The organism is Dactylosporangium siamense (assembly GCF_016862795.1).
GTDB lineage: Bacteria > Actinomycetota > Actinomycetes > Mycobacteriales > Micromonosporaceae > Dactylosporangium > Dactylosporangium siamense.
Genome location: NZ_BONQ01000139.1, coordinates 76,380 through 94,879, shown reverse-complemented (window position 1 = coordinate 94,879; position 18,500 = coordinate 76,380). Strand labels below are relative to the sequence as shown.

The 18,500-nt window shown below is 71.5% G+C and carries 19 protein-coding genes; 4 read left to right on the top strand and 15 right to left on the bottom strand.

The genetic code is table 11. From position 1 onward, the window contains the following. Nucleotides 1-44: 44 nt before the first annotated feature. Nucleotides 45-365: a hypothetical protein gene (locus Dsi01nite_RS44500; protein WP_203852491.1), complete on the bottom strand. Its 321-nt coding sequence runs from the start codon at nt 363-365 to the stop codon at nt 45-47. Between the two features lie 216 nt (nt 366-581). On the opposite strand from Dsi01nite_RS44500, the gene Dsi01nite_RS44495 reads away from it, so the two are divergent. Further along, on the top strand, nt 582-1,046 hold the full coding sequence (locus Dsi01nite_RS44495; RefSeq protein ID WP_203852490.1) for a hypothetical protein: 465 nt from the start codon (nt 582-584) through the stop codon (nt 1,044-1,046). Between the two features lie 47 nt (nt 1,047-1,093). Beyond that, complete coding sequence (locus Dsi01nite_RS44490) at nt 1,094-1,678, top strand: hypothetical protein (protein WP_203852489.1); 585 nt, start codon at nt 1,094-1,096, stop codon at nt 1,676-1,678. Here Dsi01nite_RS44490 and Dsi01nite_RS44485 read toward each other — a convergent pair. The 6 genes from Dsi01nite_RS44485 to Dsi01nite_RS44460 form a co-directional block, all read right to left on the bottom strand. Next, nucleotides 1,668-3,800 (bottom strand): hypothetical protein, encoded by a 2,133-nt coding sequence (locus Dsi01nite_RS44485; RefSeq protein ID WP_203852488.1) that lies wholly within the window; start codon nt 3,798-3,800, stop codon nt 1,668-1,670. The genes Dsi01nite_RS44490 and Dsi01nite_RS44485 overlap by 11 nt on opposite strands. Then, a complete protein-coding gene (locus Dsi01nite_RS44480) occupies nt 3,800-5,755 on the bottom strand; it encodes a glycoside hydrolase family 31 protein (protein WP_203852487.1) in 1,956 nt (651 codons plus the stop codon). The genes Dsi01nite_RS44485 and Dsi01nite_RS44480 overlap by 1 nt, the downstream gene beginning before the upstream one ends. An 8-nt stretch (nt 5,756-5,763) precedes the next feature. Then, complete coding sequence (locus tag Dsi01nite_RS44475) at nt 5,764-6,561, bottom strand: carbohydrate ABC transporter permease (protein ID WP_203852486.1); 798 nt, start codon at nt 6,559-6,561, stop codon at nt 5,764-5,766. Next, nucleotides 6,558-7,418 carry a carbohydrate ABC transporter permease gene (locus tag Dsi01nite_RS44470; protein WP_203852485.1) on the bottom strand — a complete coding sequence of 287 codons (861 nt, stop codon included), beginning with the start codon at nt 7,416-7,418 and terminating at the stop codon, nt 6,558-6,560. Before Dsi01nite_RS44470 ends, Dsi01nite_RS44475 begins: the two co-directional genes overlap by 4 nt. Continuing rightward, nucleotides 7,415-8,620 carry an ABC transporter substrate-binding protein gene (locus tag Dsi01nite_RS44465; protein WP_203852484.1) on the bottom strand — a complete coding sequence of 402 codons (1,206 nt, stop codon included), beginning with the start codon at nt 8,618-8,620 and terminating at the stop codon, nt 7,415-7,417. The genes Dsi01nite_RS44470 and Dsi01nite_RS44465 overlap by 4 nt, the downstream gene beginning before the upstream one ends. Nucleotides 8,621-8,690: 70 nt before the next feature. Further along, nucleotides 8,691-9,668 carry a LacI family DNA-binding transcriptional regulator gene (locus tag Dsi01nite_RS44460; protein WP_203852483.1) on the bottom strand — a complete coding sequence of 326 codons (978 nt, stop codon included), beginning with the start codon at nt 9,666-9,668 and terminating at the stop codon, nt 8,691-8,693. 159 nt (nt 9,669-9,827) lie between these two features. Between Dsi01nite_RS44460 and Dsi01nite_RS57855 the strand changes: the two genes are divergently transcribed. Continuing rightward, nucleotides 9,828-10,904: a glycoside hydrolase family 75 protein gene (locus Dsi01nite_RS57855; protein ID WP_239136634.1), complete on the top strand. Its 1,077-nt coding sequence runs from the start codon at nt 9,828-9,830 to the stop codon at nt 10,902-10,904. A 55-nt stretch (nt 10,905-10,959) separates the two neighbouring features. Here Dsi01nite_RS57855 and Dsi01nite_RS44450 read toward each other — a convergent pair whose 3' ends face one another. The 3 genes from Dsi01nite_RS44450 to Dsi01nite_RS44440 all read right to left on the bottom strand — a co-directional run bounded on the left by Dsi01nite_RS44450 (nt 10,960) and on the right by Dsi01nite_RS44440 (nt 12,354). After that, a complete protein-coding gene (locus Dsi01nite_RS44450; RefSeq protein WP_203852482.1) occupies nt 10,960-11,175 on the bottom strand; it encodes a hypothetical protein in 216 nt (71 codons plus the stop codon). Nucleotides 11,176-11,255: 80 nt separating this feature from the next. Further along, nucleotides 11,256-11,417, bottom strand: a complete 162-nt coding sequence (locus Dsi01nite_RS44445; RefSeq protein WP_203852481.1) for a hypothetical protein — start codon at nt 11,415-11,417, stop codon at nt 11,256-11,258. Continuing rightward, nucleotides 11,401-12,354 (bottom strand): sensor histidine kinase, encoded by a 954-nt coding sequence (locus Dsi01nite_RS44440; RefSeq protein WP_203852480.1) that lies wholly within the window; start codon nt 12,352-12,354, stop codon nt 11,401-11,403. The genes Dsi01nite_RS44445 and Dsi01nite_RS44440 overlap by 17 nt, the downstream gene beginning before the upstream one ends. Before the next feature lie 281 nt (nt 12,355-12,635). On the opposite strand from Dsi01nite_RS44440, the gene ctaD reads away from it, so the two are divergent. Then, nucleotides 12,636-14,315, top strand: a complete 1,680-nt coding sequence (gene ctaD / locus Dsi01nite_RS44435) for an aa3-type cytochrome oxidase subunit I (RefSeq protein ID WP_203852479.1) — start codon at nt 12,636-12,638, stop codon at nt 14,313-14,315. Nucleotides 14,316-14,319: 4 nt separating this feature from the next. On the opposite strand, the gene Dsi01nite_RS44430 is transcribed toward ctaD, so the two are convergent. Genes Dsi01nite_RS44430 through Dsi01nite_RS44410 form a run of 5 tightly spaced genes read right to left on the bottom strand, consistent with a single transcriptional unit; the run spans nt 14,320 to nt 18,493 of the window. Next, a complete protein-coding gene (locus Dsi01nite_RS44430) occupies nt 14,320-15,420 on the bottom strand; it encodes a hypothetical protein (protein WP_203852478.1) in 1,101 nt (366 codons plus the stop codon). Between the two features lie 39 nt (nt 15,421-15,459). Next, the gene (locus tag Dsi01nite_RS44425) at nt 15,460-16,281 is read right to left on the bottom strand and encodes an IclR family transcriptional regulator domain-containing protein (protein WP_203852477.1); all 822 of its coding nucleotides are present in this window, start codon (nt 16,279-16,281) and stop codon (nt 15,460-15,462) included. Between the two features lie 39 nt (nt 16,282-16,320). Continuing rightward, nucleotides 16,321-17,271, bottom strand: coding sequence for a quinone oxidoreductase family protein (locus tag Dsi01nite_RS44420; RefSeq protein ID WP_239136631.1), 951 nt, complete (start codon nt 17,269-17,271; stop codon nt 16,321-16,323). Further along, the gene (locus tag Dsi01nite_RS44415) at nt 17,271-17,633 is read right to left on the bottom strand and encodes a hypothetical protein (RefSeq protein WP_203852476.1); all 363 of its coding nucleotides are present in this window, start codon (nt 17,631-17,633) and stop codon (nt 17,271-17,273) included. Before Dsi01nite_RS44415 ends, Dsi01nite_RS44420 begins: the two co-directional genes overlap by 1 nt. After that, a complete protein-coding gene (locus Dsi01nite_RS44410) occupies nt 17,630-18,493 on the bottom strand; it encodes a DODA-type extradiol aromatic ring-opening family dioxygenase (protein WP_203852475.1) in 864 nt (287 codons plus the stop codon). The genes Dsi01nite_RS44415 and Dsi01nite_RS44410 overlap by 4 nt, the downstream gene beginning before the upstream one ends. Nucleotides 18,494-18,500 lie beyond the last annotated feature (7 nt).

The following is an 18,500-nucleotide window of genomic DNA, read 5'->3' as shown; positions in this document are numbered from 1 at the left end:
TCAGCAGCGGCGGGAGATTGCCGTTCTCTCCCCAGTGCACGCTGTCAACAGGCTCCTGGGCGCGAACCCGGCCATCCCACCGCCGCCGTCAGCGGGGGGGCGACGCGGCGGAGGCAGGCGACGAAGCCCTGGTCCATGCTGACCAGCTCCCAGCCGCGGGTCTCCAGGAACTCGACCGCCGTCAGCACCTCGTCGAACATCGTGTTCTCGCCCGCGGCGCGGTTGAACGCGGCGCTGACCGCCGTCGACACCGACATGGCCGGGCCGACCACGATGTAGCGGAACGGGTAGCCGTCCAGGACGACCCGGCCGGTCAGGATGTCGTTGGCACGGAAGACTCTCGACGGGCGCGGCGGCGGCTGCACCGCAGCATCATCACATGCCGGCGGCGTCCTGCCGGTGCAGGCTGGGTTCGTCGTGCACGGCGTGAACAGCCGCGGGACGTATCGTGATGTCGTGAGATGCGCGTACGCGACATGCGATGCCCCGATTGCCTGACGTCATGCGGTCGACGGTGGTGGTCCTCGTATCCCTCGCGCTCGGTGGATGCGGCCTTCGCCGGATGCGCGCCGAAGGAGCCGGTGCTGGGCACCCGGGACGTCTGCAGCCTGTTCGACGCCGGGAAGCTGGCCGCCGCCGTGCCGGACGGTGCCGTCAGGTTTTCGGAGCTCAGCCGGAAGAACGACCTGGGCAACGCCGGCACGTGCGAGTTCAGCAGCCGGGCGGGAGATTCGGATGAGGGTGACTTCGCGGCACTGCGCCTCGAGATCTCCAGGCGTCGGCACGCAGTCGACCTGCTGGCCAACACCTGCCGGCTGCCACCGTTGACCGCGCCGGTGCAGGGTCCCGACGACGGGGCTGAGCAGTGGTGCGAGTGGAACGAGCCGGACCCGACGAGGAACCTCCACGGCCACTACAGCTATGCGGTCCGCCGGGGCCCGATGGTCGTCTCCGCCGAGTACGAGTACCAGGGGCCGGTGGACCTCACGGCGGTCGAGCACGCCCGCCAGGTCGTCCGGGCAGCGGCGCAGAGCGGGTTGCTTTGACGGTCCGGCAGAGCATTTCGCGGACGGATGCCGCCTACCAGCGATGGTTGGCGTCGGTCACCGACGACGTCGTCGCCGGTGGAGTAATCGTGTACTGCCTGGAGTCCCTGCCGGAGCGCAACACGACCTACGAAATCGGCGCATGGCTCACGGGTTACCTCATGATCGGCCAGGAAGGCGATCGGGGGTTCTTCCTCAGGTGCGACGACGGCGGCGGCCCGGTGTTCCGGGGCGACCTGGGCGGTCTCGGTGAAGTCGACCTCGATGTCGCCGCCCCCGGGTTCGAGGTGTGGCTGCGTTCCGGTTTCGCTCTGCCGGCCGACCCGGAGCCCGACCTGCCGCCAACCGCCGACGTCTACGTGGGCGGGATTCCGGTCGACGGAGTTCAGCTGCTGGTGCGGGCAAGGAAGCTGCTGCGTGTGGATTGGCGGTTCGGGGATCTGAGGGGCCTGCTCGCCGCTCAACCGTTCCTGGCGGTGCGGTCAGCTCATCTCTACGCGCTGCGCCGTGACCTGGAGTACGCCCCTGAACTGCGGCCGTATCTGCTCTACGCCACCGACCACGGCCTGGAAGCGGTCTGGCCGCCGGACCGGGACGAGGGGTCCCGGTCCGGCGGTGCGGTCAGGTGGTGACGTCGGCGCTGTCGATGGCCACGTTCCAGCCGGAGCTGGCCGGGTTCTTCGTCCCCGTCACCCGGACCCGCAGGGTGTGCTGGCCGGCGGCGAGGACCGGGCTGGTCCACACCACGCCCGACGCGTTGCGGGTCGCGGCGTAGTTGTCCACGAGGGACTCGGCGCCGCCGTCGACGGAGACCGCGATGATCTGCTGGTCGACGTCGCGCACCGCGTGCAGGGCGACGCGGGTGCCGGTGAAGGGCAGCTGCGCCGTCGAGCCGGCGGTGAAGCTCCAGTTCGCCGTCCCCGCGTACATGTCGGCGATGCCCGTGGCGAGGCCCCAGCCGGCGCTGTAGACGAACCGGCCGTCGTTGCCGTCGATGACGGCCGGTGGGGCGGCGGCGGTGACGTCGGCCCGGTCCAGGGCGATGTTGATGCCGGTGGAGGCCGGGTTGCGCTGGCCGGTGTTGACGATCGTGAGCGTGTGCGGGCCGTTGCCGAGGACCGCGCTGGTCCACACGACGCCGGAGGCGTTGCGGGCCGCGGCATAGTTGTCCACCGTGGACGCCGGGCCGCCGTCGACGGAGACGGTCATGCGGCCCTGGTCGACGTCGCGGACCGCGCGCAGCGCCACCTGGGTGCCGGTGAAGCGGAAGGTGGCCGTGGCACCGGCGACGTGGCTCCAGTTCGCGGTGCCGGCGTACATGTCGGCGACGCCGGTGGTGACGCCCCAGCCGGTGCCGTAGGTGAAGTCCGCCGCGTTCGCGTCCACAAGCGACGGTCCCCCACCGTCCAGTGGGTTGCCGAGGGCCACCGTGTAGGCGTCGGTGCCGGACACCATCGTCACGGGCACGGTCAGCGCGCCGCCGGTGACCGCAAGCTCGGCGCTGCTGACGACGATCGGCGCGGCGAGTGGGGACTGGTCGGGGATGCGCTGCACCGTGACGCGGGCCCGGCCGCCGGACAGCAGCCACGCCGGGATCCCGCTGAACGCGATCGACGTCGTGCCCGTCTGCCCGGTCTGGTTGCCCAGCAGCGCGACCGCGCGGCCGGCGCCCTGGTCGACGGCGGCCGTGACCGCGACGCCGGCGCCGCCGCTGACAGCGACGAGGTTGCCGGTCAGCTGGGCGTAGGCGCGGTACACCCACCACTGGCCGGTCGGCTGGCCGTTCCACAGCACCGAGTCCAGTGTGCCGGCGGTGCAGCAGTCCGACCAGATCGCGTGCGCGGCCGCGGACACGTCGGACGGGGCGAGCCGCGCGAGGTACCAGGCGAGGTACCCCGGCTGCTGCTGTTGCGAGAACAGGTATTCGTCGATGGTCATGGGCAGCGGGCCGACCCCGCGGGCCGCCATGATGGCCTTGGCGTCGTTCGAGTCGGCCAGGGGGTCGTTGCCGAAGTGCCAGTTGAGCACCCCTGGCAGGGTGCCGTCGGCCTTGGTGCGCGCGAGCCACGCGTCCAGCCAGCCGTGGTTGTAGCCGCTGTAGGACGGGCCGACGATGACCGCGGCCGGGTCGAGGCGCCGGATCTCGGTGACGGCGGTGTTCCACATCTGGAAGTACTGCGCGCTGTTGACCCCGCGGGGCCAGAAGCCGGTGCCGTCGGGTTCGTTCCAGATGTCGTAGCGCACCCGTACCCCCGCCGCCTTGACGTCGGTCACCAGCCGGGTGATGAACGAGCGCCAGTTGGTGCAGTCGCCGTTGTCGCAGGGGTAGACGGTGTTCGCGGGCTGTTCGGTGTCGGCGCCCCACACGTCGGAGACGAGCAGATGGTAGGTGGCGTTGTAGGGCGCGGCGGTGACCCGGCGGGCCTGGTCGATCCCGGACGTGACCCGGACCTGGTAGCCGGTGCCGGCCTGGTAGCCGTCGCCGAGCCAGCCGTGCCCGGCGATGCGGGCGCCGCCGCCGCGGAACAGGGTCGGGCGCAACGGTTGCAGGAGGCTGTCGGCGGGGCCGGCGCCGTTCTGGCTGAGGCCGTAGAGGAAGCCGGCGCCGGCCCGGGTCGGCACCTTGCCGGTGGCGGCGAGGTTGACGGTGACCGTGCTGTCGGCGGCCTCGGCGGAGCCGGATCCCACGACGGACACGGCGGCGGCGAGGAGCAGGGCGGCGATGAGGCGGCTTGGCGGAGCTGCGCGGGACATCATTCCTCCTTGACGAACTGGTCGAACAACGGGCGACGGGCGTCGTCCCGTAGGAACACGGGGATCTGCGCGAGCGGCGCGGCGACGGTGACGTGCCGCCCGCCCGGGAACGTGGTGCCGGTGTCGGTGTGCGTCCAGGTCGCACCTGCCGGCAGGTACACCTCGCGGTGCGTGGTCGCGGGGGTGGTGACCGGCGCGACGAGCAGGTCCCGGCCGAACAGGTACGCGTCGTCGACGTCCCACGCGGCCGGGTCGTGCGGGAACTCCAGGAACAGCGGGCGCATCAGCGGCAGGCCGGTGCGCAGCTGCTCGTGCAGGTACGGACGGAGCCGCTCCCGCAGCCGGATGAGCCGTTCGAGGATCGGGTAGACGCCGGGGCCGTAGGACCAGGGTTCGTTCGGGCCGCCGCCGACCCCGACGCCGGCCCGGTCGGTGCGCGGCTCCCGGTGTCCGTGCAGGCGCAGCAGCGGGCAGAACACGCCGAACTGGAACCAGCGGACCAGCAGCTCCCGGTAGTCCGGGTCGTTCGGGTCCCCGCCGTGGAAGCCGCCGACGTCGGTGGTCCACCACGGGATGCCGCTCATGGCGGTGTTGAGCCCGGCCCGCACCGACATGGCGAGCGCGTCGAAGGTCGCCGGGATGTCGCCGGACCACAGCGCCGCGCCGTAGCGTTGCGAACCGGCCCACGCGGAACGGACCAGGCTGAGCACCTCCGTCTCCCCCTGGGCGCGCAGGTGTTCGTAGGCGCCCCGGGTGTGTTCGCGGGGGTACAGGTTGGCGACCTCGGCGCCCGGCCCGGCGGCGAGGTTGAGGTTGTGCTGGTGTCCGGGGCGGGTCTCCGGCTCGCACGCGTCGAGCCAGAACGCGCGGATGCCGGCCCGGCCGTAGTGCCGGTGGACGCGGTCCCAGACGAAGTCGCGGGCGCGGGGGTCGGTGGCGTCGTAGAACGCGACGGCGATCGGCGCCTCGGTCGGGCCGTCGGGCCAGTCGGCGTGCACGGCGGGGCCGTGGTCCGTGGCGGCGAGCAGCCCGGCGTCGCGCATCGCGGCGTAGCTGGCCGACAGCGGGCTCACCGACGGCCACACCGACACGACCGGTTCGACGCCGAGGGCCTTGAGCTCGCCGGTCATCGCCTGCGGGTCCGGCCACGCGGTGGCGTCCCAGTCCCAGTCGCCGAGGTGCTTCCAGTGCAGGTAGTCCACGACGATGACGGACAGCGGCAGCTCCCGCCGGGCGTACTCGCGGGCGACCTCGAGCAGCTCCTCCTGGCTGGTGTAGCGCAGCTTGCTCTGCCACAGGCCGGACGCCCACGCCGGCAGCTCGGGGGCGTGGCCGGTGACGTCGGCGTACCGGCGCAGGACCTCGGCGGGTTCGCCGGCGGTGAGCCAGTAGTCGATCTGCCGGGCCTGGTCGGCGACCCAGCGGGTGCCGTTGGCGGCCAGCTCCACCCGGCCCAGCGCCGGGTTGTTCCACAGCAGGCCGTAGCCGCGGCTGGAGACGGTGAACGGGATGCTCACCTCGCCGTTGCGCTGCCGCAGCTCCAGCACCATGCCCTTCTGGTCGAGGCGGCCGTGGCCGTGCTGGCCGAGGCCGTAGAAGCGTTCCCCGTCGTGTGCGCGGAAGCGTTGTTCGATGCGGTACGTGCCACCGCCGGCCGCCTCGAAGTGCCGCGCCCCCGGCCACCAGAAGTGCGCGGGCTCCTCCCGCAGCAGTTCCTCGCCGGTGTCGGTGCGCCACGCGGTGAGCAGCCCGTCAGCACTGATCTCGACCCGCAGCCGGCCGTTGACGATCGCGGCACCGTCCACAGTGGCCGGTGTCTCCGGCGGTGGCAGCAGCGCGCCCGGCAGGTCGGGCTCGATGCGGTGCAGGCCGGCCCGGACCCGGACGCTGTCGGCGCCCCAGGGTTCGACGGTGAGGACGTGGTGGCCCTGCCGCCAGGTCAGTTGCTTCGACACGAATGCTCCTAGTCTTTGACGCTGCCGCTGGTGATGCCGGCTGCGACGTACCGCTGCGCCACGACGAGCAGCACGGCGACCGGCAGCGAGGCGATGACCCCGGTGGCCATGACGCTGTTCCAGTCACTGATGTGCGCGCCGATGAAGCGGTAGATGCCGACCGTGATCGGGGCGGCCTCGTCGCGGGTGGTGAGGGTGACGGCGTAGAGGAAGTCCGCCCAGGCGAACAGGAACGAGAACAGGCTCGCGGTGATGACGGCGTTGCGGCTGACCGGCAGGATCACCGAGCGCAGCGCCCGCAGGCTGGACGCGCCGTCCAGGGCGGCGGCCTCGCGGATCTCGGCCGGGATGCCGCGCATGAACGCGTGCAGGATCAGCACGGCGAACGGCACGCACAGCGTCGAGTCGGCCAGGATCAGGGCTATCGGGGTGTTGATGAGGTACAGCTCGTTCGCCGCGACGTAGAACGCGTTGGCCATCACGATGCCGGGGATCATCTGCGCCACCAGCAGCGCGAACAGCAGCGTCCGGCCGAGCGGCGCGCCGAGCTGGGCGAGCCCGTACGCGGCCGGCACGGCGACGGCCAGGGTGACCGCGACCGTGCCGAGCGCGACGTACAGGCTGGTGAGCAGGTGCCCACCCTGGCTCTGCAGGGCGTTGCGGTAGCCGTCGAGGGTGCCGTGGATCGGCAGCCAGGTGGGTTCCGGTTGGATCAGCTCGGTCGACGGCAGCAGGGACGCGTTGAGCATCCAGTACAGGGGGAACAGCATGACCGCCAGGATCGAGACACCGAGCGCCGTCTTCATGGCGTTCGCCGTTCCGCGCGCAGGTAGCCGATCGCGAAGACGACTGCGACGAGGACGAGCAGGTTGCCGACGGCGGCGCCGTGACCGAACGCCAGCTGCTGGAAGGACAGGTCGTAGGAGAACGTGGTGAGCGTCTGTGACGAGTCGGCCGGGCCGCCCTGGGTGAGCACCATGATGACGTCGAAGACCTTCAGCGTGTAGATGAGCCCGAGGGTGAGCACGACGGTGGTGACCGGGCGCAGCAGCGGCAGCGTGACCCGGCGGAACCGTTGCCACGCGCCGGCGCCGTCCAGCTGCGCCGCCTCGTAGAGCTCGGCCGGGATGGCCTGCAGGCCGCCGTAGAGGATCACCATGTTGAACGGGATGCCGACCCAGACGTTGACCAGTGTCACCGCGGTCAGCGACAGGTCGGTGCTGGCCAGCCACGGCACCGGCTCCGACACCAGGTGCAGGTTGAGCAGCGTCCGGTTGAGGACCCCGGAGTCGGTTTCGAGGATCCAGCGCCAGGCGGTGCCGGACACCACGAGCGGCAGCAGCCACGGCACCAGCAGCAGCGAGCGCAGCGCCCCGCCGAGTGGGAAGTTCCGCTTGAAGAACACGGCGAGGGCGAGGCCGATGCCGAACTGCAGCAGCAGCGACCCGGCGGTGAACAGCACGGTGTTGGTGACGGTGCCGGCGAACGCCGGGTCGCGGAACACCTCGCGGTAGTTGCGCAACCCGACGAACGGCGCGACGCCCGTGTAGAACGACGTGACCGTGAAGTCCTGGAAGCCCATCCGCACGTTGGTGGCGAGTGGGTACAGGTAGAACACGGCGACGTAGAGCCAGGCCGGGGCGACGAAGGCCAGCTTTCTCATTTCACGGAGGCCTGGGCCGCCTTGAGCGCCTCCTGCGGTGACTTGCCGCCGGCCAGGCACGACTGGATCGCGTTGAACAACGCCTCGCTGGTCTTCGGGTAGTCGGTGCCGAGGTCGGCGGTGCGGGCCTGCGCGGTGGCGACCTCCTCGACGAACGCGGCGAGCTGCGGGTTGCTCTGCGCGAGCGCGGCGGCCGCGGCCTGGTTGCTGGGGATGTATCCGGCGGCCGTGGACCACTCGAGGCTCTTGTCCTTGCCCAGCAGGCACTTGAGGACCGCCAGAGCCTTGCGTTCCCGCTCCGGGTTGCTGCGCCCGACGGTCCACATCTCGCCGCCGAGCGGGGTGACCGGCTTCGCCGTCGGTGCCGGGATCGGGATCGGCACGATGCCGAACTTGAGGCCCTGCTTGGCGTTCAGCGTCGGCAGCTGCCACGGGCCGTTGACCATCATCGCCGCGTTGCCGGCCATGAACTGGTCGTTGACGTCGGCCTGGGTCCACGTGACGACCGACCTGGACGCGGCCTTGCCGTCCACCAGGTCCTTCCAGAGGGTCAGGGCCTTGATCGCCTCGGGTGAGTCGAGTTGCTTGAGGTTGGCGCCCGCGGTCCAGAAGAACGGCTCGAACTGGAAGCTGCCCTCCTCGGTGCCGACGGCGGAGAACGCGATGCCGTAGCGGGTGCCCTTGGTGAGCGCCTTCGCGGCGGCGGTCAGCTCGTCCCACGTCTTCGGCGGCTGGAGCCCGGCGGCGCTGAACAGGTCCTGGTTGTAGTAGAGCGCGAGGCCGTTGACGCCGGCGGCGATGCCGTAGGTGTCGCCCTTGTACTGGCCGGCGGTGACGATCGACGGGTAGAGGCCCTCGGTGCTCAGCTCCTTGAGCGGCACCAGGCCGCCGCTGGCGGCGAGCTGCGGCAGGTCGGGGTTGTCGACCAGGGCCAGGTCCGGCAGGGTCCGGGCGGAGGCCTGCTGCAGCAGTTTGGGCATGAACTGGGCGCGGGGCACCTGCTGGTGCTCGATCTTGACGCCGACCTCGGTGCCGCAGGCGTCGAGGAGTTTCGGCAGCTGGGTGTTCTGCGGTGCGGCCTCGTAGTAGTCGATCTCGGTGAGGGTGCCGGTGTCGTCCTTGGCCGTGCCGGCGCCGTCGCCGCAGGCGGACAACACGGCGAGTGCGGCGAACGCGGCGGCGGCCGCGGTGAGTCGCTTCATGTGGGGGTGCCTTTCTCAATATTGTCGAACTGATTCGACAATGCGCGTGGGTTCAGGTGTGGGGTGTGGTTCAGCGAACCTTGAGGATGGGGGCGAGCATGGTGACCGACGGCTGCGCCACGCCGTTGATCACGCCGGCGAGCCGCTGCACCGCGGTGCGGGCCAGCTCCTCCACCGGCAGGGACACCGACGTCACCGGGCGGGCCAGCCGGTCCGCGGCGTCGTCGGGGCAGATGGCGACGACGTCGACGTCGGCCCGGCCGAGGCCGGCGAGGCGGTCGACGACCAGCGGCAGCGCCCGCTCGTTGTAGACGATCAGCCCGGTGAGCTCCGGATCGCGGGTCACCAGGTCGGTCAGCGCGTCGACGACCCCGCCGCTGGAGGGCTCGCAGGCGGTCCAGGTGCCGGTCGCGCCCTCCTCGGCCAGGGCGGCCAGGGCGCCGTCGCGGGCGTGCTCGGCATAGGCCAGGCCGCGCCGGTAGGTCTCCGGCGGCTGACCGAGGAAGCCGACGTGCGTGTGCCCGCGCTCGAGGAGGTGCTCGGCGCAGGTCCGGCCGGAGGCGACGAAGTCGAAGTCGACGTAGGGCAGGCCGTGCGGGTTGGCCGGGGTGCCGACCAGGACCGCCGGGCACTTCAGCGAGCGCAGCAGCTTCGGGCGCGGGTCCTTGTGCTGCACCTCCATCACCATCACGCCGTCGACCATCGCCGAGCCGACCGCGTCGCGGATGGCGGTGGCCCCGTCGTCGTCGGTCAGCATGAGCAGCTTGAGGCCGGCCTCCTGGGCGGCGGTGAGGGCGGCCCAGACGTAGGGCATCTGGACCTGGTTGTGCGGGCCGTGCACGAGCGGCAGGGCCATGGCGATGACCCCGGTCCGGCCGGTGCGGATGGACCGCGCGCCGGCGTGCGGGCGAAACTCCAGCGCCTCGATGCTCGCCTCGACCCTGGCGATGGTCTCGGCGGAGATCGAGCGGTTGCCGCTGAGCACGTAGGAGACCGTGCTGCGGGAGACCCCCGCGTGCTTGGCGACGTCGGCGATGGTCACGGCCATGCCCCACATCCTCTCCTACGCCCGCGCGTCGTCGTGCTGTCGAACTGATTCGAAACCTAGCATCACGGTTTTCCGCTGACAAGACCGCCGATCGGCATTGACAGACATCTGTTAGTAAGGTTACCTATCCGGTACCCGCCCACCTTGTCTGGAGCCCCCATGCGCAGACCCCTCATGGCCCTCGCGTCGGTTGCCGTGTCCCTGGTCGCGACCGCCGCGTACGCGCTGACCACCGCCACCCCGGCGCTCGCCGCCGGACCCACCGCGAGCCAGCTGCTCGCCAAGACCCAGACCTGCACCCAGGTCTCCAACGGCCGCTACGCCACCGACGACGGCGGCGCCGAGACCGTCGCGATCTGCAAGAACGGCAGCGCGTACTTCTGGACCGCCGACATGGACATCGACTGCGACGGCATCTCCACCTCGCGCTGCAACGCCTCCACCGACCCCTGGTATCAGGCGCAGACGTCGTTCACCACGTCCACCGGCGCGTACTTCACCTCCGACGTGACCCGCTACTACGTCGTGCCGCTGCCCAGCAGCCGGTTCACCTACTCGGCCAACGGCATCCGGGCCGGCAGCGTCGCCGCCGTCGTCTACAACGGCAAGGTCGCCTACGCCGTCTTCGCCGACGAGGGCCCCAGCAACATCATCGGCGAGGGCTCCTACGCCCTGGCGGTCGCGCTCGGCATCGACCCCAACCCGGCCAGCGGCGGCACCGCCGGCCCGGTCACCTTCATCGTCTTCCCGAGCAGCGTGCCCAGCCCGGTGGAGAACAACACCACCATCGACAACGTCGGTGCCGCCGCGGCGTCGTCCTGGGTCGGCTCCGCTCCTCCCACCACGACCCCGCCCGCCGGCAGCACCGGCCCGATCCACGGCTACGGCGGCAAGTGCGTCGACGTGGCAGCGGCCAGCAGCGCCAACGGTGCCGCGGTCCAGCTGTACGACTGCAACGGCACGAACGCCCAGAACTGGACCCGCGCCACCGACGGCACCCTGCGCGCGCTCGGCAAGTGCATGGACGTGACCGGCGCCGGCACCGCCAACGGCACCAAGGTCCAGCTCTACGACTGCAACGGCACCGCCGCGCAACGCTGGACCCGCACCGGCTCCACCCTCGTCAACGCCGGCTCCGGCAAGTGCCTCGACGCCGCCGGCCCCAGCTCCGCCAACGGCACCCGCCTGCAGATCTGGACCTGCTCCGGCGCCGCGAACCAGCTCTGGACCTACTGACCGACCCGGCGCACGGCCGGCGGCGCCACTCCGCCGGCCGTGCGCCGCCGGGCCGTCACGGTGCGCCGGGTGGGTCTCCCTGCTTGTCGGGGGACGGCTGGTCCGCTGGGACGTCGCGGGCGCGCCGGGGCTCCAACCAGAGAATCCTGAGGAGCACACCTGTCGTCGCCCCGGCCAGCGCGAGGAACGCCGACCTTCCGGTGCTGTGGTAGAGCCACGCCAGGGCGCCGATGAACAGCACGGCGCCCGCCACTGTCAGTGCTTTTCGCATCGCGCAGCACCATACGGCCACCAGCGGCGGTGCCGCGACCCCTCGCCCGGCCGGGCGGCTTTCCGTGCTCGTCCGGCCCGTCAGCGCAACGCGCTCCGCGCCGCCCCGTCGTCGGGACCCTGCACCGGCGCGGTCAACGGTGGCAGCCGGCAGGTGCTGGCCAGCGGGTTGACCGCGTCCCGACGCTTGGAGATCTCGAGGCGCGGCGCCGCGAGGTCTCCCTCGTCAGCGCCGCTCCGCATGGGCGGGGACACCGACCCGCACCACGGTCGGGCCGCCGGGCGGGCTGGACACCTCCAGGGTGCCGTCCAAGCCCGCGAGCCGGTCCGCCAGCGCCCGCAGTCTCGTGCCCGCCGCCGGGTCGGCACCGCCCCGCCCGTCATCCGTGATCGTCAACCACAGCAGGTCACCGTCGATGCCCCCGGTGATCTGGACCCGCGTCGCGGCGGCGTGTCGCACCACGTTGGTCAGGGCCTCGGAGACCACGCCCTGCACGACCGACTCGACCTCCCAGGACGGGCGGCCCGGCAGCGTCAGCTCGACCTCGACCGGCACCTTGCACGCCGCCGCGAGGTCGCGCACCCCGTCGAGGGCCCGGTGGGCCAGCAGGCGTCGCGACTCGCGCGATGTCGGCAGGAGCAGCCAGCGGGCGAATGCCGCCTGCCCCGCGGCGACGAACCGCAGGCCGTGGCCGCCGGCCACGATCACCAGTATTGCCGCCAGGGCCACGACGAACGACTCCCAGGCGGTGTCGGCCGTCCAGGCGCCGAGGTGCATCGAGAACTCGCCGTCGGGCATGGTGAAGAAGAGCAGCGGGGCGAGCACCAGCACGCCGCACACGATGAAAGCCGACATGATGACGGCGTCGATCGGGAACAGGACCGCCACCAGGCAGAGGGTGTAGGCGACCTCGCGCCACGTCACCGCCTCCCGTAGCCGCAGCCACACCCAGCCGAGCCAGCCCGAGCGGGCCTCGGCGTGCGGCTCGACGCTCGTGTCCGACGTCAACGCCAGCACCCGGCGCCGCTCGAACCTCCCGATCCAGAGCCCGACGACCACCAGCAGCGGCGGGCACCACACCACGACGAACATGCCGAACGCGGTGAACATGCCGACCGTCGCCGTGCCGACGATGTAGGCGAGGCTCTGCCCCGGTCGCAGTGCAAGCAGGCGGCGCACGCGCACGATCGTAGGCGGCGTCCGCCACTGCCCGGACGGGCGCGGGTCGCGGCGGTGGCGCTGTTGGAGGCGGCCGCTGCGCGGGCGCACCGGACGGGAGCCGGCCGAGGTTCTCGCAGAGATGGACGGCCCGGGGGTTGTCCAGGTCGAGGGCATGTCGCACCCGAGGTGCCGCCGCCGTCCGCGGTGCTGACCCACCCGCCCGGGCCACCGGCCGTTTCGGCAGCGGGCGATCGGGTAGCGAGCGGCGCCAGGGATCGTGATGCGCTGCGGGGGTTGCCGTGACGACGTTGAAGCCGGGTCCGGCGGTGGACCGCCGGCGCCAGGTCCGACCGATGATCAAGGGGTCGGCGCTCGGACGGCTGATGCGCACGACGGACGCGAAGCAGATCGGCATCCTGTACCTGGTCACGTCGTTCGCGTTCTTCATCGCCGGCGGCGCGATGGCGCTGCTGATGCGCGCCGAGCTGGCCCGGCCGGGGTTGCAGTTCCTCTCCCCGGAGCAGTACAACCAGCTGTTCACCATTCACGGCACCGTCATGCTGCTGCTCTTCGCGACGCCGGTGGTGTTCGCGTTCGCCAACTACATCGTGCCGCTGCAGATCGGCGCGCCGGACGTCGCGTTCCCCCGGCTGAACGCGCTCGCCTACTGGCTCTTCCTCTTCGGCGGCAGCCTCGTCATCGCCGGGTTCATCACCCCCAACGGCGCGGCCGACTTCGGCTGGTTCGCCTACGCCCCGCTCAACAGCGTCACGAACTCCCCCGGGGTCGGCGCCGACCTGTGGATCGTCGGCCTCGTCCTGTCCGGCCTCGGCACGATCCTCGGCGCGGTCAACATGATCACCACGATCCTCACCCTGCGGGCACCCGGCATGACGATGTTCCGGATGCCCATCTTCACGTGGAACATCCTGATCACCGCCGCCATGGTCATCATGGTCTTCCCGCTGCTCGCCGCGGCCCTGCTGACGCTGCTGGCCGACCGCCGCCTCGGCGCCCACGTCTATGACGCGCAGACCGGCGGCGCGATGCTGTGGCAGCATCTGTTCTGGTTCTTCGGCCACCCCGAGGTCTACATCGTGGCGCTGCCGTTCTTCGGCATCATCACCGAGGTCATCCCGGTGTTCAGCCGCAAGCCGGTGTTCGGTTACAAGGGCATGGTCGGCGCCACCATCGCGATCGGCGCGCTGTCGATGAGCGTGTGGGCGCACCACATGTTCGGCACGGGCCAGGTGCTGCTGCCGTTCTTCAGCTTCCTCAGCTACCTGATCGCCATCCCGACCGGGATGAAGTTCTTCAACTGGACCGGCACGATGTGGCGCGGGCAGCTGACGTTCGAGACGCCGATGCTGTTCGCCGTCGGGTTCCTCGTCACGTTCCTGCTCGGCGGGCTCTCCGGCGTCCTGCTCGCGAGCCCCCCGATCGACTTCCACGTCACCGACACGTACTTCGTGGTGGCGCACTTCCACTACGTGCTGTTCGGCACGATCGTGTTCGCGGTCTACTCCGGCGTCTACTTCTGGTTCCCGAAGATGACCGGCCGGATGCTCGACGAGCGGCTCGGCAGGTTGCACTTCTGGTTGACGTTCGTCGGCTTCCACCTGACCTTCCTCGTCCAGCACTGGCTGGGCACGCAGGGCATGCCGCGCCGCTACGCCGACTACCTGCCGGGTGACGGGTTCACCCTGCTCAACACGGTCTCGACGATCGGCTCGTTCGTCCTCGGCGCCGCCACGCTGCCGTTCCTCTACAACGTGTGGCGGTCGTACAAGGTCGGCCGGGTCACCCGGGTCGACGACCCGTGGGGCCACGGCAACGCCCTGGAGTGGGCGACGAGCTGCCCGCCGCCGCTGCGCAACTTCGAGCGGATGCCCCGCATCCGCTCCGAACGGCCGGCGTTCGACGCGAAGTTTCCGCAGCTGGCCGCCGGCCGGGACTGGCCCGCCGTGGAGGACCGGTGACGCGTCACGGCCCGTTGCGGGCCTGGCGGGTCAGCGGGAGGTGGTGGAAGGCGATCGGCCGGTCGGCCGACCACGGGGCGGACGGCGCCGTGGTGAGGGACGCGAACTGCAGCAGCACCCGCTCGTAGCAGACCCGCCACCCGGCGAAGTCCCGCCACGCCTGGTCGCGGTCGTCCCTGAGCTTCGCCCCGGCCGCGGCCAGCCGGCGGCACGCGTCGTCGAACTCCGCACGGGTGACCGCGATCGGGTCGGTCGGCCGCGGGTCGGGGTCGTAGGGCATGTGGAAGTAGTCGCCGACGCGCCGCAGCGCGAGCGAGCCGGCCCGCACGCACAACCCGGCGTGCGACGGCTGCGGGTCGTCGGAGGCGAACGTCGAGGCCACCAGCGACGCGGAGTCCAGCACGGCACCGGCGGCGGTCACCCAGTGCCGGTCCGGCGACGGGGAGCGGAAGAACACCAGCAACGGGTTGGACGAGTGCGTCTCCTCGAGCTCGTTGAACCAGCGGGTCCACTCGTGCCAGTACGCGTCCAGCAGCGACAGGCCCTTGACCTGGAGCAGCCGCTCCAGCAGCTCGGTGGCCGACGGTGGGGTGCCGGCCTCGCTCTCCAGCGCGGTCACCAGGATCTCGCGCCGGGAGTAGCTGGTGTACAGCGACGGCAGGAAGCTGATCAGCAGTGCGAGCAGGCCGAGGCCGAGCGTGGCCTCGATGAGCTGCAGCCCGCCGGTGACGACGCCACCCGGCTGGTGGAAGCCGAGGGTCAGCAGCGACGAGCCGCTGTCCAGCAGCGCGTTCTGCCAGGGGCGCACGCCGAGGGCCCAGTACACGGCGGCGAACCCGGCCAGGATGACCGACAGCCACACCAGCGGCAACGCCAGCAGCGTGACCGGCGCGAACATCGCCAGCACCCGGTCCCGGTCCGCGTAGCCGCGGGTCCACCGCAGGCGCAGGTCGAACAGCGCGCGGCTGGCGGCGATGACCCAGCGGGTCAGCAGGACCGCGGTGCCGCGGGGCACGACCAGGGTGTGCGTCGCGGACGCGACAGTCAGCAGGATCGCCGTCGACGCGAGCACGATGACCAGCGCGGGAAGCAGATCTCGGAGCATGGCATCGCCTACCAGGGGGTTGCGGGGCCAACCGCCAACCTACCGCGCGGGCGACGGGGCCAGCGCCTGATCCACCTGCGGGCGGGACTGCCACAGCGCCCAGTCGGAGCTGATCGCGCCGGCCGCCCGCTGCAGGTGCGGCAGGTGCCGGTCGAGCAGGGTCTTGGTGCTGGTCTCGGCCGCGTTGACGGTCACGTTCATGGCCGCGCGGACCTCGCCACGGCCGTCGCGGATCGGCACGGCGACGGACCGGATGCCGGGTGCGAGCTCGTTGTCGGCGACGGCGAAGCCGCGGGCGTTGACCTCGCGCAGCATCGCGTCGATCGCGGCCCGGCTGTGCTGCACCCACGGCTGGATGCCGGAGCGGCTGGGCAGGGCGAGGACGGCGTCGAGCTGCTCCGGGGGCAGCGCGGCGAGCAGCACCTTGCCCTGGGAGGTGACGGTCGCCGGGAAGCGGGTGCCGATCTGCACCCGCAGCGCGATGATCTTCGGCACGGCGACCCGCGCGAGATACACCACGTCGGAGCCGTCCAGCTGGGTGATCGACGACGACTCGCCGGTCGCCGCGACGAGCTGCTCCATGTGCGGGCGGGCCATGTCCCACAGGGAGAGGGAGCCGACATACGCCATGCCGAGCTCGAGCACGCGCGGGGTGAGCTCGTGGCCACCGGCCGCGGTCCGCACGTAGCCGAGCTCCTCCAGGGTGAGCAGGATCCGGCGGGCGGTCGGGCGGGCCAGGCCGGTGGCGGCGGCGACCTCGGCGAGGGTCATGCGCGGGCGGTCGGCGTGGAACGCCCGGATCACGTCCAGCCCCCGTGCCAGGGCCTCGATGAAGTCCGGTCCTTCTCCGCGCTGTGCCATCGCCGCCTCATGGTGTTGTGGTTGGTACGCCGAGCGAGACTATCCTGGAACGACCACCACTCGCCGGGTTGCCGGCGAGGTCCAGGCGGCCCCGATGTCAGCGAGCGGCACGGTGACGTGGTCGACCACGAGCCGCCCGGCGGTCGCGTGCTCGGCGAGGTATCGCATCGTGGCGCCCTTCTCCGACGCACTGAGCTCGTTGTTGGTGTACCCGAGGATCCGCAGCGAACCGCTGCGCAGCGTCGCGGAGTCCAGCGGCGCGACCTCCCCGGCGGCGCTGCCGAGGTTGACGAGCCGCCCGCCGCGGCGCAGGGTCCGCAGGGCGGCCGCCGCGGGGATCCCGAAGAGCGGGTCGAGCACCAGGTCGACGGGCCCGTCGGTGGCGTCCTGGAGCCGTTGGGCGAGGCCGGCCACGTCGTCGGTGTCGTGCAGCGGGACGACGGCGTCGGCGCCGAGCCGGTGCGCGCGTTCCTGCGCGACGACGGACCGGCACGCGGCGATGACCCGGCGCGCGCCGGCGAGGCGGGCGAGCTGGATCGCCGCCTGCCCGACGACGCCGCCACCGCCGAGGACGACGACCTGCTCGCCGGGGCGCAGCTCGCCGCGCCAGGTCAGCGCCTGCCAGGCGGCGACGGCGGACAGCCCGAGGGCGGCGATGAGGCGGTGGTCGGCGCCGGCGGGCAGGCGGACCACCGCGGACGCGGGCACGGACACCCGCTCGGCCATGCTGCCGTCGCCGGGGCGCATCCCCGCGTCGGTGGGAAACCACACGGCCGTGCCGTCGTCGAGGGTGCCGACGCCCTGCACCCCGGGGACGTACGGCACGGCGGGCGACCCGAAGTAGGACGTGCCGGAGGCGCACAGCACGTCCAGCGGCGTGATGGGCGCGGCGGTGACGCTGACCGTCACCATGCCGTCGGCGGGCGCCGGAGCGGGACGCGAGACGACGACCGGCGGCTGCCCGCACCGGATGATCGTGGCGGCGCGCATCAGGTCGCGATGTCCGGGTACGGCAGCTCGAAGTGGGCCAGGCGGGCGCCGTACTGCTTCTGGTAGAACAGGGGCTCGTCGTGGTCGCGTTCGAACATGGCGATGAACAGCGTCAGCGTGAGGAACGGGTGTGCGCCGAGCGCGAACAGCGCGACGTGGTCGTGCCCGGCCAGCGCGGCCCGCTCCTCGTCGGTGAACCGCAGCCAGGTGCTCGCCTCACCGCTGTGACTGTTGAGCAGCGCATTGGCCATGGTCGACTCCCACCAGTCGACGGTCCCGGCGGGATCCTCGCGGTAACGCTCGGTCAGATCGGCGTCTCTGTCCACTGTGTACAGAAACTTGTCGAGGAGGTACTTGCTCATGCGGGCGCTCCCTGTGGGTACCAGGTGAAGTAGGCCTCCATCGTGTGGAACAGGTCGTAGGTGTCGACGTAGTCGGCCTTCGCGCCGGCACCGGCGACGCCCATCATGAGCATGAAGTCCATGAAGCCGTGGGTGGCGTTGCCCGGGGCGTGCAGGCTGTCGAGGGTCACCTCGGACAGGCAGCCGTCCAGGTCGCCGTTGGCGATCCACTCCACCGCCCGGCGGTCGAACTCCGGGTCGGGGCCGTGCGGCCCGAACTGCCGGGGCCCGCCGAGCTCCAGGGACAGGTGCCCGGTGCCGATGACGGCGACCCGCAGGTCGCTGGGCCATGACTCGACCAGTTCGCGGATGGTACGACCGAGCTGCACGAACCGTTTCGGCTGCGGCAGCGGCGGGGCGAAGATGTTCGTGTAGATCGGCACGATCGGCAGGTCCGCCTCGGGCCGCAGCGTGATGATCGGGCAGGTGATGCTGTGGTCGATCCGCAGCTCGTTGCTGAACGCCAGGTCGAAGCCGGCGTCGAGGCCCTCGCGCAGCACGTGCGCGGACAGGTCCTCCTGGCCGCGCAGCAGCATCCGGGGCAGCCCGAACTCGCGCTGCTCGTTGTGCCAGTTGGCGTCGTAGAACGGCGCCTTGCCGACGAGGAACTGCGGCATGTTGTCCAGCCACAGCTGGTGGAAGTGGTCGGAGCCGACCATGACGAGCACGTCGGGGTTGGCGCGGGTCAGCGTCTCGCGGAACGCGGTGACCTTGCGGACCCATTCGTCGGCGAACGGTGGGCGGTCCGCGCCGGTGGCCGTGCTGGCCTTGTAGTAGAACGGGTGATGCGTCGAGGCGATGACCGCGACGACCTGAGCCATGACGCGG

Coding starts and splice junctions, on each gene's coding strand:
- Dsi01nite_RS44485 (WP_203852488.1), bottom strand. CDS start 3,800: ATGTCCCGCGCAGCTCCGCCAAGCCGCCTCATCGCCGCCCTGCTCCTC.
- Dsi01nite_RS44475 (WP_203852486.1), bottom strand. CDS start 6,561: ATGAAGACGGCGCTCGGTGTCTCGATCCTGGCGGTCATGCTGTTCCCC.
- Dsi01nite_RS44470 (WP_203852485.1), bottom strand. CDS start 7,418: ATGAGAAAGCTGGCCTTCGTCGCCCCGGCCTGGCTCTACGTCGCCGTG.
- Dsi01nite_RS44465 (WP_203852484.1), bottom strand. CDS start 8,620: ATGAAGCGACTCACCGCGGCCGCCGCCGCGTTCGCCGCACTCGCCGTG.
- Dsi01nite_RS44460 (WP_203852483.1), bottom strand. CDS start 9,668: ATGGCCGTGACCATCGCCGACGTCGCCAAGCACGCGGGGGTCTCCCGC.
- Dsi01nite_RS57855 (WP_239136634.1), top strand. CDS start 9,828: ATGCGCAGACCCCTCATGGCCCTCGCGTCGGTTGCCGTGTCCCTGGTC.
- Dsi01nite_RS44450 (WP_203852482.1), bottom strand. CDS start 11,175: ATGCGAAAAGCACTGACAGTGGCGGGCGCCGTGCTGTTCATCGGCGCC.
- Dsi01nite_RS44445 (WP_203852481.1), bottom strand. CDS start 11,417: ATGCGGAGCGGCGCTGACGAGGGAGACCTCGCGGCGCCGCGCCTCGAG.
- Dsi01nite_RS44430 (WP_203852478.1), bottom strand. CDS start 15,420: ATGCTCCGAGATCTGCTTCCCGCGCTGGTCATCGTGCTCGCGTCGACG.
- Dsi01nite_RS44425 (WP_203852477.1), bottom strand. CDS start 16,281: ATGGCACAGCGCGGAGAAGGACCGGACTTCATCGAGGCCCTGGCACGG.
- Dsi01nite_RS44420 (WP_239136631.1), bottom strand. CDS start 17,271: ATGCGCGCCGCCACGATCATCCGGTGCGGGCAGCCGCCGGTCGTCGTC.
- Dsi01nite_RS44415 (WP_203852476.1), bottom strand. CDS start 17,633: ATGAGCAAGTACCTCCTCGACAAGTTTCTGTACACAGTGGACAGAGAC.
- Dsi01nite_RS44410 (WP_203852475.1), bottom strand. CDS start 18,493: ATGGCTCAGGTCGTCGCGGTCATCGCCTCGACGCATCACCCGTTCTAC.